The sequence below is a fragment of the Fictibacillus nanhaiensis genome (genome assembly GCF_036213205.1).
Taxonomy (GTDB): Bacteria; Bacillota; Bacilli; order Bacillales; family Fictibacillaceae; genus Fictibacillus; species Fictibacillus nanhaiensis_E.
The window spans coordinates 43217-57180 of record NZ_JARMFC010000014.1; the positions used below are offsets into that span (position 1 = coordinate 43217).

Consider the following 13964-nt stretch of genomic DNA (forward strand, 5'->3'; position numbering starts at 1 on the left):
GTGTTTTGCTCTCAATGGAAAAAAAAAGCATGAAAGCCTTTAAAACAAGGGATAATCCATCCAATAAATAAACTATAACTGAACAACAGTTTGTTCACTTTTTGAGTACTAAGTTAATTTCTATTCCTATTTTATGACGAAGTACAAGGAAAGATTGGATGTTAGACTAAGTCAGTTAAAAAGATACGGATACTGCGAATTACAGCAGATGTCTGGTGTATCGTTCTATAAACTTACATAAGTTCAAACAAAAAAGATACACCATGAAGTGTATCTTTTAAGAAGTCAATGAGCGATAATATTGGATTCTGGCTTGTCGTAAATTGCTAACTTTTTCACCAGTTTGTTACTTGAAGCATCAAGACCAGTAATCTGAACGTCTGTTTGGTTTTGTCGATATTTTAGAACAACTTTATCAATAGCACCTACGGCAGAATCATCCCATACATGAGATTGTGACAGATCGATTGTAACAAGATCTACATGTTCTGAAAAATCAAACTTTGAAATAAAATCTGTTACAGATGCAAAGAATAACTGTCCTTTTACTGTATATACTTTGTTCTTGTTATCAATCTCAGAAGATATGTCAACTTTTGAGATTTTGGAGGCAAAGAACAGAGCACTTAAGATAACACCTGCTAGAACTCCTTTTGAAAGATCATGAGTAAGTACCACTGTAACGACGGTAACGATCATAACAGCAGCATCAGTCTTAGGCATTTTATGAAGCTTTGTTAAAGAAGACCAATCAAAAGTTCCGATGGATACCATGATCATAACTCCGACCAATGCTGCCATTGGAATCATCGAGAGCAGGTCGTTGAGCAGGATAATTAGTATCATTAAGAATGCTCCAGCAACAAATGTGGATAGTCTGCCTCTACCTCCAGATTTAACGTTGATAACCGATTGACCGATCATCGCACAGCCTGCCATACCTCCAAAGAATCCTGCAACAATGTTTGCGATTCCTTGTCCTCTTGCTTCTCTATTTTTATCGCTTTCTGTATCTGTCATATCATCTACAATCTGAGCGGTAAGTAGAGACTCTAAAAGACCAACTAGAGCTAAAGCAAATGAGTAAGGAAAAATAACCTGTAACGTTTCAAATGTTAACGGAATATCAGGTATTAAGAACATTGGAAGAGCTTGTGTTAATTCACCCATGTCACCTACAGTTCGAACGGTTGAACCAGACATAATAGCAATGACCGTAATTACGATTATAGCGACTAGTGGTGATGGCACAGCTTTTGTGATTCTCGGAAATAGATATATGATTGCTAAAGCTCCTGCCACCATCGCATACATCAACCATGATTCTCCTACAAAGTGAGGAAGTTGGGCACTGAAAATTAGAATGGCTAGTGCATTAACAAAACCGACCATCACTGAACGAGGGATGAATTTCATGTATTTTCCGAGCTTTAAAACTCCGATTATAATTTGGATTACACCTGTAAGGACGGTAGCTGCTAGAAGGTATTGCAGTCCGTGTTCTGCAACAAGTGTGACCATAACAAGAGCCATAGCACCAGTTGCAGCTGAAATCATTCCAGGTCTTCCGCCTAAAAAGGCGATTACAACGGCAATACAAAATGAGGCGTATAATCCAACCATAGGGTCTACACCTGCAATGATGGAGAAAGCAATCGCCTCTGGAATAAGAGCCAATCCAACTACAAGGCCTGCAAGAACATCTCCGCGAATGTTCCCAAACCACTCCTGTTTAATTTTATTTAGATCCAACTAAAACACACCTCTTTCTTATGATAAAAACTGTTTTTGACTTTCAACTCTCATGAAAGTCGGGTCCGATGTCAACGGGTTTGATTATAACATGGATAGTAGAAATGAAATAACGGAATGTAAGCGTATAAAAAGGGTTTTTTCTAGTATTTATAGCGAATTTCTTGTCTTTTCATAGCATTAGTAGAAAAATACAAATGTATGATTTACATAAAAGTGAGAGAGGAATGAGATCGATATGGAAGAGATTTCTGCAGGGTATGAGTATGCTGAGTATTACAAAACATATGTAAACTTAGTGCCTGAAGGGGATATCGTTCAATTATTAACAGATCAAATGAAAGAAACAGTGGGAATCATAAGCATGTTAAATGATGAACAGCTTTCCTATCGATATGCAAAAGGGAAGTGGAGTATTAAAGAGGTAATCGGTCATATTACTGATACGGAGAGAATCATGAGCTTTCGATTATTATCAATTGCGCGAGGGGAAAAAACCTCACTTCCAGGGTATGATGAAAATGCTTATGTAGAGGAAGCAAACTTTGATGACATTCCTGTGAGAGATTTGCTTGAACACTTTGTTGCAGTGCGTCTAGCGACGATTCAACTCATTAAAGGGATGAGCAGCGAGGCTTTAGTAAGAAAAGGAACAGCCAATGGTTATCCCGTTACCACTCGTGCTCTAATGATGATCATAGCAGGTCATGAGATACACCATCGTCATATCATAGTGGAGCGTTATTTAACCAAAAATTAAACACATAATTAAAAACGAGTCGATCTCATAAAGAGAAAGGCTCGTTTCTATACGTCTGGATTTATCCGTTATATGTTGTTCATTTCAATAGCAGCTCTGATGCCTGACTCCACAGCCCCTTCAACCCATCCGTGCTTGAGTGTAGTATGTTCACCTGCAAAATGCAGTCTACCTTCCGGAGTTTTAATTGCTTCAAACAGCTCTAATTCCTGGTAAGGCTTAAACATCGTAAAGCATCCACCTGCATTCGGATCGGTAGACCAATCATGGCTAAATCCAGTAACAAAATGTTGATAAATATCTTCACCGTGAAACTGTGCGATATATTTTAATGTTTCTTTAATTTTCATCTCATTAGAAGAACTTCTCCAAGGAAATGTATCATCTTCCCACGTATAACTTCCGATCAAAACACCTGAGGGGATGTCTTGTCTAATACGGCTCGGATAGTGAGTGAAACGTGATGCCATGTCTGTAACTGTTTTCCCGCCAGATAGACCGTTTCTTTCCCAAAATCGATGTTTAAATTCAATTCCAATCTTAATAGATGGCACATAATGAAGTTCCCGTATAGCTTTTCTTTTAAGGTAGGAAAGAGAATTGAACGGTTCAAATTCAACAAAATTAAGGACAGAGAATGGGAGGGTAATTAAAACTTTGTCCGCTTTAAAAGAAAACCGATGTAAGGTTTGCGGACTTTCTGTATAAAGTTTAACCGACGAATCAGTCTGTACAATTCTTGTCAACTTCTGACCAAAATAGATGTGATGCCGTAATTCATGAAGAAAAGCGCGAGGCAGCTGATCATAACCCCCTGTTACTTCAAAATACTTGAGTGGAGGTTTTTTGAAAATGATTAAGATGTCACGTAGCATCTCTAAAAGAGAGAGTTCTGGAAGTCCTTCTAGTGATAGAAGAACTTTGATCTTATCTATGGCTCCAGCAGATAATGATCTTCCATAAGGATTGTTGCGCAAATAATTATCTAAAGAGTATGATTGAAAATTTTGAATGATAATCGGCCAGTTATTATCAGGATCACGATCTATAAAATCTGCTATCGGCTGGACAGCATAAGCGATCAGCTCTTCAGCTGTTCTTCCTTTTTCATTTTCTAAGACAGGAAAACCTAATATATCCGGATTTTTTTCATAAGCATCATAAGTGGTTCGAATGCCATTCACCAAAAGAAGGTCATGAGGATTGCTGTTAATAAATTCATTTATAGAAAGGTTATATTTATTGATGTACGCTAAAACAAGTTTATGCATCTCAGGGATACGCATAGCGCCTGCCTCAAAATAGTTACCATGTGTAAAGGGTGATCTAACTGTGTAAATGCGTCCTCCGACTCTGTGGGTAGATTCTAGGAGGATAACGTTGTGTCCAGCATTTTTTAAAAGAGTGGAGGCAACGAGTCCAGCCATACCTGCACCAATGACAATGATTTTTTGAGGATCGTTCGTCATGGGTAAACCGTTCTTAATAGCATCCAGCATTTGTTCAACTGTTAGATGATTAATATTCATGACAGGTCCCCCCATATGAACGTTCATAGCTTCTAATAATGTATTAACTATTATTAAAGAATATTATTTTGTATATAAAACTAAAAATGACAGCCAATAATGGCTGCCCTTTTTTCGATCTATACTAACTCTTCTGTTTGAACCAAAACATCCTCTTTATTCGGGTAGGTCTTCTCAATATGCTGCTCACCCCATGCGCAGAGTGAGTCTAAGATTCCTTTTAACGACCAACCATAATCGGTTAGAGAATATTCAACTCGTGGAGGAACTTGATTATATACTTCGCGAAGGATAACGCCGTCGTCTTCCAGTTCTCGAAGCTGCTGTGTAAGCATCTTTTGTGTTATTCCTGGCATTAAGCGTTTCAATTCGCCAGTTCTTCTTCTATCTTTTATAAGATGGCAGAGGATGACGACTTTCCACTTTCCTCCGATCACTTCTAGTGCTGCTTCTACAGGTATGTTGTATTTTTTCATCCCAAAATCACCTCTATATCGTAATTGTTACTTAAAAGTGCCTACATTACTTCAAAGTGCGTACTTACTTTTAGTTTGCGTATATTTCATAATAACATCAAGTCATCACAATGACTAGTTCATTCACCAACAAAAATCAATGGAGGGATTTATAGATGAATTCAACAGCCGTTCAAACGGAAAATACGTCAAAGTCAAAAGGTGGTTTTCCGGCATTATTAGCATTAGCCATTTCGGCATTTGGTATTGGTACCACTGAGTTTGTGCCTGTAGGACTTTTATCTTCACTAGCATCTGATTTGAATATATCGATCACATTAGCAGGATTACTCATATCGGGATATGCAATGGGTGTCGCATTTGGGGCACCGGTTCTTACAGCGTTAACGAATAAAATGAATAGAAAGACGCTGTTGCTTCTGTTAATGGTCGTTTTTATTGCAGGTAACATGGTTGCTGCAATATCAACAAGTTTTACGTTACTTTTGATCGCGCGATTCATTACAGCATTTTCTCATGGTGTGTTCTTTTCAATAGGTGCAACGATTGCTGCAGATCTTGTACCCGAACATAAACGTGCAAGTGCGATCGCATTTATGTTTACAGGGCTTACCGTTGCAACAGTAACAGGGGTCCCGCTCGGAACATTTATCGGACAAACCTTCGGATGGAGAGCTACTTTTTGGGCAGTTGCACTCCTAGGTGTTGTTGCCATCATCGCTAGTGCCATCTTAGTTCCGAAGAATTTGAAAGAAGCACCACCATCAAGTTTAAAAGATCAACTCAAGATTATTAAAAACGGTCGATTATTATTAGCATTTGCGATCACAGCTCTTGGTTACGGTGGAACGTTTGTAGCATTTACGTATTTAGCACCGATTTTAGAGAATGTAACAGGCTACGCTCCTAAAGCAGTCAGCTGGATTTTGTTAGGATACGGAATTGCTGTTGCGATCGGGAATACGGTTGGAGGCAAAGCGGCAGATAAAAACCCGATAAAAGCTTTGTTTTGGATGTTCGTTATTCAAGCAATTATTTTAGTGATTTTAACATTTACAGCACCTTTTAAAATTGCTGGAACGATTACCATTTTCATGTTGGGTCTTTTAGCGTTCATGAATGTTCCAGGTCTACAGGTTTATGTTGTGAAGCTTGCGGAAAGATATGTACCGTCTGCGGTAAATGTTGCATCAGCCATCAATATTGCCGCATTTAACTTAGGTATAGCCATTGGTGCATTTGTTGGGGGAATTATTGTCGACTCGATCGGTATTATTCATACACCGTGGATCGGGGGAGTCATGGTATTTGGTGCCGTTCTTTTAACAGCATGGAGCGCATCACTTGAAAAAAGAACAGTTTAAAGTTGAAGAAGGCAGCCATTTTGGTCTGCCTTCTTTTTAGGCTGTTTTTTTATTTTTTTTTACTTTAGCTACAATAACCACAAGTAAAAGGGGCAAGAAACCAAAGAAAAACGTAACTGGTGTTTGCAAGAAAGATCCAGATTCGCTTAGTTCAATCTCGTTTTTGTACATCGTAAGAGACAGTAGAAGTACAACCGCTGAGATAATATAAATAAAATGCGTAGCTCTTACTTTAAATAGAGTGGAGAGAGCTTGATCAAGTATAAACAATAATAAAGAGATCTTCATGTACGTTCCTAGAATTAATGCGATGCCAAAGATTGCTTCTACCCTTTCAACAATCTCACCAATACTAATCAGCTGGGCAAGTACATGCAGGGGGAATTTTTTTAAAAATACTAAAGGACCGAGCCCCATTAATGAACAGAGAATTGTTAAAGTAAGTACGATTCCATTGATAAATAAACCTAAATATAGCCATTTATCGATGGACTGCCCAGGCTTTTGCTTTACAAGATAGAGAATCATGGCAAAGAAGAGAACATCCATGTAAGGAAAACCAAAACCGACATAAACGCCGTGTAAGATAGGCTTAAAGCCAAGTGGAGCTAATGGAAGCAGATTGGTGATCTCATACGTGTTGTAAGGCAGGATTAACATGATGATAAAAATGAATAACAGAATATACATCATGAGGTGAAACATGCGCCCCATAACTTCTATTCCAGCTTTTGCGGTTAGACTGGATGTGATTAAGATGAGTAGATGAAAGATAAAGAGCGGCGTTTCTCTCATCATGGATGTCGTAAAATACTGCCCCATTCCATATACAATGTTTGCTGTGATATACATTATTATTAAGAATAGCGGGATGATGATTAGATAAGTCATCACGTTTCCGACTGTTAGACGAACTTGATTAACATAACATTGATCAGGATATTCGTTGTGTAAATTTAAAGCGAGATATAAGATGATAAAACCAACCAAGTTGGCGAGGAGCATGGCGATCCAAGCACTGTTTTGTGAAGCAGCCAGCATCGGCCCTTGGATATTAATAAGGGCTGAACCTGTCATATACACTTGAAATAAGACTGCCATCTGCCAATAACTAATTTTTCCTGTGTGCATAACGGTACTCCTTACTATTTTACTTGCAGCCAAGAGGTAATTGCTTCAGCTATAGGACCGACTATTACTTGAAAAACCTCATCTAAGTTGGGGAGGTTCCGTCCTGAAAGGTAAGAATAGAGCATATATCCTGCAGGGATAGCTATCATCAAATATATTTTTTTTGTCTTGTTATCTTGTTTTAAGGTTTGATAGTCAAAGTACAACAATACGACCACAATACCTATAATGAGTTTTTCAATCATCGTGATTCCTCATCATTCTACTATTTTTTACGAAAAGGTTTGCTTACATCAGTACCTGTGTTCAATATGTTAACCTCTGACTTCACATGAATAACGGTTTCTTTGTAATAAGGTATTTTTTCTTTTTTTATTCTCTGCCATTCTTTAGGATTCGTGCGGTAGATATGATTTCCTATTCCGATAATATCTAGATCATTTTTTTGCGATTGTTTTAATAATGACATTAAGTTACTGTTCACTTGTTTTTCTAATTTTTTATGAAGTTTCTCAAGTTGTGGTTTTGTTTTGATTGAAGAACATTCTAATTCTCCTATGCTAGCTTGCAGTTTGGGTTTTATGTAGAAATGTATGGCATTTTTTTTGAATTCTAAAGATGTATTTGTGTGAGACTCTGTAATTTCAAAGGACTCCTGCAGTTTACTTCCTTTACAAGAAACACCAATAATTCCATATTGGAAATCATTAAGTGCTAGCATGAGCGACTTTGTTTGTTTATTGCTAATGATCGTCTCTAGCTTTCCACGTTGAAAGATTGAAAGACCATCTACAAAGATGCTGTTCTCTTTTTCTTTTTCCTTTTTAAGATACGGAACATATACCGTATCCACTTCGCTGTGAAGCTGTTTACCAATCGTGTACAAGTTAGCGGGATAGGTCTTTGCACTAAACTTACTTCCGGTTTTTGTCACCTCATTTAACTGTTCACTTACTGTATTTTCAACATGAGGCTTTTCTTTTAAATAGGAAGCCGCTGATCCTTCAGTAACAGCAACTCCTGTTAAGAGTCTTGGTTCATGATCACGGTAAAAAAAGTCTAGAACTGAGCCAAGGTACTGCTTTTTAGCAGCTTTCTCACTAATGACGATAAATCGAACATGACCCCAGTTTGCTTTTCTCCCCAAATGGATAGTCACATCTCTTATCGCATCGAAAACAGATTGCGCTTCTGTTTCAAGATTGAAATATGATTCTCCACCACCTCCTGCTGAAGCAATCTTAGGAGCTGGCTTATAAAATTGAGTGGTAAGTTTAATCTTTCCATCTTTCTTTTGATCGATAGCAAGAGATTGAACGAAAACATATTCAGTAAGTTCAGCATGGTCCCAGCATCCTGATAAAAAAAGGAGGGAGGATGCAACGATGTATTTGATTAGCTTTTGCATGTTTAACCCACCTTTTTTTGAGTAATCGTTCTAAATGCCTTTTCCTGTACTTCGATGTTTTAATAATTTTTTCAATGATAGACGTAAGAACCCGTCCTTAAGTAGTGAGGTACTGTTAAGTGTAAATGTCCCAAGATAAGGTTCTTTCAAAACATGTAATTTGGAAAGATGCAGGAATATAAGAATAAATCCTAAAAATAGACCAAAACCTCCCATAACTGCAGCCAGGAACATTAAAGGTACTCGCAACAAACGTGCAGCAAAGCCGAAATCATAATAAGGGATCGAGAAAGAAGCAATTCCCGTTAATCCAACAACAACGATCATGATTGGTGAGGCGAGTCCAGCGTTAATAGATGCTTCTCCGATAATCAACGCACCAACGATACTTACTGTTGATCCAATTGGTTTCGGCAGCCGAACACCTGCTTCTTGTAAAAGTTCGAAAAAAAACAGCATGATTAAAGCTTCTATAATGGCGGGAAAGGGAATACCTTCGCGTGTATCTAAAAGAGCGATCAACAAGACGGTCGGTATCAGTTCAGAATGAAAAGTAGTCAAAGCGATATAAATGCTAGGTAAGGCCAAGCTCAAAATAAAGCCAATAAACCTAACCATCCTGATAATCGATGAAAAAATAGATCGTTGATAATAGTCTGAAGCGGATTGGAAAAATTCATTAAACAATCCAGGACAGATTACGATGGTTCCTGTTCCTTCCATTAAGATAATGATCTTGCCTTCTAACAACGAGGCTGAGGCAACATCAGGTCTTTCGGTAAATCGATATTGAGGGAAGGGAGTAACCGACGACTCTTCAATTAATTCAGCAATATAGGTTGTTTCTAGAATCTCTTCATTTTTTATTTTGTTGATTCTAGATTCAAACTCTTCAAGCATTTCTTTTTTTACAGTTCCATCTAAATAGCCATAAACAAATTTTGTGTTAGACTTGCTATCTGTTTGTTTAAAGATAAATTTAAGATCGGGTGTTTTTAAACGAGAACGAATTAACCCGAGGTTCTTTTGAAGGTTTTCGATCGTTCCTTCCCTTGGGCCAACAACGACTACTTCGTTCTGTGGTTCTGCAACACTTCTTTTTTCAACTGAAGAAGCATCAAAGCTTAGAGCTAAGTCCCATTTGTCAAAAAGTAAGACAATATGACCATTCACGATGTTTGCATTTAATTCATGGTAGTTTTTAAGAAGCATGATGGGCCTTGATGAGACTCCTTTATTCTCAAAAAAGACCTTTATTTGTTGTACAGAAATAGCAAGTGAAAGGGCTGCTTCAAAGTCAGGCATATCCTTTATTACTTGGTGAAGTAGGTTAGACTTTTCTTCTTGGACGAGAGAATCACAATGTACAACAAGGGCTTCTTGTTTATAATCTAAACCAAATTGAAAATGCCTGATCTTGATATCATCACAGTTTTTATAGAGACTACGCATATATTCATCATTTGCTTGAAGGTCTTTATTTATAGGAACTTCTACATTTGTTGTATCTATTGGTAACACCTGCCTTATCCTATAATGTTTGATGAAGGATAGAAATCTATACATTATTTACCATGGGGAGGATGAAAGGAGGATGAATGATGTTGATTTCCGTTTCAGGTGCATCGCTTTACGCGGGGCGTTAGGTAATCTCCTGGGAAAATGGAGACTTTCAAAAAGATTTGTGTTTGATTCTCTTTTTTATTTTCTTCTATGAACGTTGATTGGATGGCATGGAAAGCAACTACTATTCAAACAATACAACACCAAACAAAAAAAGCTACCGAGCGAGGTGGTAGCTTTAAAAAATATATAAGGATTTTATTTAAATCTTTTCCTGTGTTCCCACTTTAGCGTCGGGATTGACCTCTAAACTTGTTTTATATTCGATCCTTTTTATATCACAGCCTGGACCGATTTCTATCGTGTTTCCGCGCACAACTTCAGCATGTGTATGTTCGAGGTACAAGTTGTCGCCTTCGATCACCTCTACCGTTAGTTGATCTGTGTGGTTGCTCATGAAAAATTTAATCAACTTTTTGAAGCCAGATGCATCGCGAGTCTTTTTAACTGTGATGTTCTCGCCACCAATTTCTTTTGCTTCACAATGACGTAAAAGTTCTACGTCGATCGTGCCTGCATTTAAGAGACCATCTATTTTAAAATTACCTCGAGCTTCAAAAGACTCAGCTGCACAATCTCCCTTTATTTTCACTTGTCCTTTTACATCTATTTCGTCACTTGATACATTTCCTTGTACAGAAGCAGATCCACGGACGATAATTTCTTTTCCTTTAACATCTCCTTTAATCGTAGAAGAGCCTTGAACTTTTAATTCGTCGCAAAGAAGATGACCATCGATGTCTGAGCTGCCGTTAATCGTTATTTCCTTCACTTCTACATCGCCTTCAAAATGGGTAGACCCATTGATTTTGGCCGTATCGGTAGTGATGTTTCCCTCTAAATGGGCACTACCGTTACATTTAAACTCTTCACATATAACATCGCCATATATATGCGCACTTCCATTAACCTTTACTTGATTAAATTCGCCACCAGAAGAAGTTCCGGATCCGGAAATACTAATGTTCTTTAACTGCGTTCGTTCCATTGCTATTCCTCCTTCAATGATTAAGAAAGCTTTAATTTTAGTTCTTCAATGCACTGACTTAATTTGTAGTGAGCGATTTTTTTTGCTTGAGGTTCTAAGAAAAGATTGGCGGGTTCAGGTGTGAGTATAAAAAAGGAAACGCCCATCTTTCTGATAAAGAATAATTCACTTCCAGCGCTCTTAACGGTTAGTGCCTGTTCATGAAAGAGCTTTAACAAGTCAATCCCTTCTGCTCGATTTACATCGCCCGTTTGCAGCAATGAATTTAATACATATAGCGTTAATACTTGAGTAAAAGAAAATGATTGATTGGATCCATGAAAGTTGTTAAACATGTCTAAAGCTGTCTGTGAAACAATGTTACGATTGGTGAGCTCTTCTGCTGACAATGAAGTAAGTGTCGGGGAAGGAGAGAACATATCAGCAAGTTCATCGAGTGAAAGGTCATCTTTTAACGTTTTAATTTTTTCAATGCGAAGCAATATATCATCTTTAGGAAAGAATGTTTCTTGCCCTGTAAAGGTAGATTTTCGTATGAACCAGTTTTCAGGAATCAGGTTCTTTCTTTTCCATCTGTATAGCTGGCCGTAAGAGATATTCGCTTCTTCTAATAAATCCTTTTTTGAGATTAGATTTTCCATGATTAACCTCCTTATAGTCAATGTAACATAACACTGTTATGTTATGCAATAAAATTAATCCTCTTTCTAAACGCTCTTTTTCTAAAAGATTGTTGCTTTGAATGTTTTCTTCTTTCTTCTTATGCAAGTTGATTGAAGCGCAAAGTGGTGAGTCTCGTAATGGCGCAAAGCGGGCAGGAGGCTCACCGCACGCCCCATGGAAAGCGAGCGAATTACTTTCGGGGCAACAATGTATACGAAACAGCTACATTTTTTAATACAAAGGAAAGTGCACTAAGACTTTTGAATATTATTAGGTAGAAGGTGGAGGATTTAAATGGAGAGTTGGTTTAGTGCAGGAACTTCGGGTTTTAGGATGTTTCAGTGGGAGCATGTTCTAGTATTGGTTATTATTTTCTTTGTGAGTATTGTCATGTACGGCTACCGTACTCGGATAAGAAAGATGCACATATGGAAGAAAATCTTGATCGCGGGGCTTGTAGTTTCGGAAACTACGTATCACATATGGGCTATCCATAATGATTTATGGGATGTTCATATTTTCCTTCCTTTGCAGCTATGTAGTTTTAATATTTTGTTATCTGTATTGTTACTCTTAACAGATAATCAGAGACTGTTTGCTTTTGTCTATCTTTTTGGTTTAACAGGTGCCATACAAGGATTACTTACACCAGAGTTATTTCATGAACCTTGGCATTTTCGATTCATCCAATATTTTATGGCACATGCTTTTATTGTATGGACAGCTCTATATTATGCGATTATAAGGTCTTACACCATTAGCTGGCGGCTTTTTTTTCAGTCATTTTTATGGCTGAACATTTATGCTATAGGTGTGTATGTTGTAGATGTAGCAATTGATGCAAATTATATGTTTTTGATAGAGAAACCATCGAATGCATCAATAATGGATTACTTGGGACCGTATCCGTGGTATATCCTTTCACTAGAGTTAGTTGCTTTATGTTTATGTCTGCTTGTTTTTCTTCCGGTTAATGAAAAACTAAATCACAAGAAGAAGGGCCATCCTCCTTTTGAGGCGTAGGTCCTTTTTTTGTACCTTTTGTGACAAAGCCATGAAAAAGAAGAAAATAATGGAATTTATTGTATAATTGAAGTAAGGAGGGATTTTATGATTGAAACCATGAACAGGCCGATTAGGTGGTTACCTTATCTATTTCTTAGTACATTGGTCATTGGAAGCAATCTAATTCTTTATCAGACGACTTATTTCCAACCAGTGCCTACTTCTGTGCTCATTGGCTCGATGTTTGATTTTCTTTTGGTTATTCCTCTCCTGACCTACTACTTTATTATTCGAAAAAGGTATTCATGGAAGCTGACACTGCTTGTTGCATTAGTGAGTTATGCTTTCGCTTCATATATTATTCCAGATGATTTGCTGAAATCTGTATCGTTTATTCCGAAAGCTCTTCTTTTTTTAGAAGCGGGTTTTATCTCTATTGAACTTTATTTGTTGTTTATCGTGTGCAGAAAGTTTCCTAAAGTAAAGAAGACGTATAGTGAATTAGCTGTTGAACTACCATTTTTATTGAGAATCAAACAGGCTGTTAACGTTCATTTTGCACAAAGTCGCTTGATTGATTCTCTCGTCAGTGAAGTAACCATGTTCTATTATGCATTCTTTTCGTGGCGAAAAGCACCTATGCTGACTGAACAAACATTTACTTATCATAAGAATACAAGTTATGTAGCTCTCCAGCTCATGTTGATCCACGCGCTTATCATCGAATCAGTCGGTCTGCATTATTTCTTCAGCCAGTGGAACCATACAGTTTCTATCATTTTATTATTCATAAACATCTACTCTATCCTTTTTCTTATCGGCCAGATGCAAGCTGTAAAAAAAGTCCCTTTGATCGTTACGGAGCATTCGTTGATATTAAGTATAGGATTTATTAAAAGCCTTGATCTGCCGTTTAAATACATCCAAGAATGGAGAACGTATGAAGGACCAGATGAATTGAGTGCAGCTGAAATGAAGTATACGTTTGAAGCGCGAGTAAGTGATTTTATTCCGGAGAAACCGAATATTGAGTTGCTGCTGAAAAAACCTGTAAGATCAGATATCATATATGGATTTAAGAAGAACGTGACAAGGGTAGTTATTAAAGTAGATCATCCAGCTGAATTAATGAGGCTTATTGAAAAGAGAATGGCTGAGGAAGAATGTAATTTAGAAGATTGACAGTCTTTTTTTAGCAAATGTTCAATTTCACCTTGTTAAATGGAAATGCTATTGTTAAGATTTCAGAAGGTTACAGAAAAATC

13 protein-coding genes are annotated in these 13964 nt (G+C 37.4%); 4 read left to right on the plus strand and 9 right to left on the minus strand.

Annotated elements, in window-relative coordinates:
• Positions 1-285: 285 nt before the first annotated feature.
• A complete protein-coding gene (locus P4V41_RS14275; RefSeq protein WP_328085720.1) occupies positions 286-1752 on the minus strand; it encodes a SulP family inorganic anion transporter in 1467 nt (488 codons plus the stop codon).
• 238 nt (positions 1753-1990) lie between these two features.
• Here P4V41_RS14275 and P4V41_RS14280 point away from each other — a divergent pair, with 238 nt between their 5' ends.
• A complete protein-coding gene (locus tag P4V41_RS14280) occupies positions 1991-2512 on the plus strand; it encodes a DinB family protein (protein ID WP_328085721.1) in 522 nt (173 codons plus the stop codon).
• A 68-nt stretch (positions 2513-2580) separates the two neighbouring features.
• Here P4V41_RS14280 and P4V41_RS14285 read toward each other — a convergent pair whose 3' ends face one another.
• Positions 2581-4041 carry a flavin monoamine oxidase family protein gene (locus P4V41_RS14285; RefSeq protein WP_328085722.1) on the minus strand — a complete coding sequence of 487 codons (1461 nt, stop codon included), beginning with the start codon at positions 4039-4041 and terminating at the stop codon, positions 2581-2583.
• Positions 4042-4160: 119 nt separating this feature from the next.
• Complete coding sequence (locus P4V41_RS14290; RefSeq protein ID WP_328085723.1) at positions 4161-4517, minus strand: helix-turn-helix domain-containing protein; 357 nt, start codon at positions 4515-4517, stop codon at positions 4161-4163.
• A gap of 155 nt (positions 4518-4672) precedes the next feature.
• Here P4V41_RS14290 and P4V41_RS14295 point away from each other — a divergent pair, with 155 nt between their 5' ends.
• Positions 4673-5881: an MFS transporter gene (locus tag P4V41_RS14295; RefSeq protein WP_328085725.1), complete on the plus strand. Its 1209-nt coding sequence runs from the start codon at positions 4673-4675 to the stop codon at positions 5879-5881.
• A gap of 36 nt (positions 5882-5917) precedes the next feature.
• On the opposite strand, the gene P4V41_RS14300 is transcribed toward P4V41_RS14295, so the two are convergent.
• The 6 genes from P4V41_RS14300 to P4V41_RS14325 all read right to left on the minus strand — a co-directional run bounded on the left by P4V41_RS14300 (position 5918) and on the right by P4V41_RS14325 (position 11672).
• Entirely contained in the window at positions 5918-7012 is a 1095-nt protein-coding gene (locus P4V41_RS14300) for an endospore germination permease (RefSeq protein ID WP_328085726.1), read from the minus strand.
• A gap of 14 nt (positions 7013-7026) precedes the next feature.
• Positions 7027-7257 (minus strand): hypothetical protein, encoded by a 231-nt coding sequence (locus P4V41_RS14305; protein ID WP_328085727.1) that lies wholly within the window; start codon positions 7255-7257, stop codon positions 7027-7029.
• Between the two features lie 20 nt (positions 7258-7277).
• Positions 7278-8420 carry a Ger(x)C family spore germination protein gene (locus tag P4V41_RS14310; protein ID WP_328085728.1) on the minus strand — a complete coding sequence of 381 codons (1143 nt, stop codon included), beginning with the start codon at positions 8418-8420 and terminating at the stop codon, positions 7278-7280.
• A 30-nt stretch (positions 8421-8450) separates the two neighbouring features.
• Complete coding sequence (locus P4V41_RS14315; RefSeq protein WP_328085730.1) at positions 8451-9941, minus strand: spore germination protein; 1491 nt, start codon at positions 9939-9941, stop codon at positions 8451-8453.
• A gap of 304 nt (positions 9942-10245) precedes the next feature.
• Positions 10246-11031, minus strand: a complete 786-nt coding sequence (locus P4V41_RS14320) for a polymer-forming cytoskeletal protein (RefSeq protein WP_328085732.1) — start codon at positions 11029-11031, stop codon at positions 10246-10248.
• A 20-nt stretch (positions 11032-11051) separates the two neighbouring features.
• Positions 11052-11672, minus strand: a complete 621-nt coding sequence (locus P4V41_RS14325) for a YhbD family protein (protein WP_328085734.1) — start codon at positions 11670-11672, stop codon at positions 11052-11054.
• Between the two features lie 316 nt (positions 11673-11988).
• Between P4V41_RS14325 and P4V41_RS14330 the strand changes: the two genes are divergently transcribed.
• Together P4V41_RS14330 and P4V41_RS14335 are read left to right on the plus strand one after the other, a co-directional pair.
• Positions 11989-12717 (plus strand): TIGR02206 family membrane protein, encoded by a 729-nt coding sequence (locus P4V41_RS14330; protein WP_328085735.1) that lies wholly within the window; start codon positions 11989-11991, stop codon positions 12715-12717.
• An 87-nt stretch (positions 12718-12804) separates the two neighbouring features.
• Positions 12805-13881 (plus strand): hypothetical protein, encoded by a 1077-nt coding sequence (locus P4V41_RS14335; RefSeq protein ID WP_328085736.1) that lies wholly within the window; start codon positions 12805-12807, stop codon positions 13879-13881.
• Positions 13882-13964 lie beyond the last annotated feature (83 nt).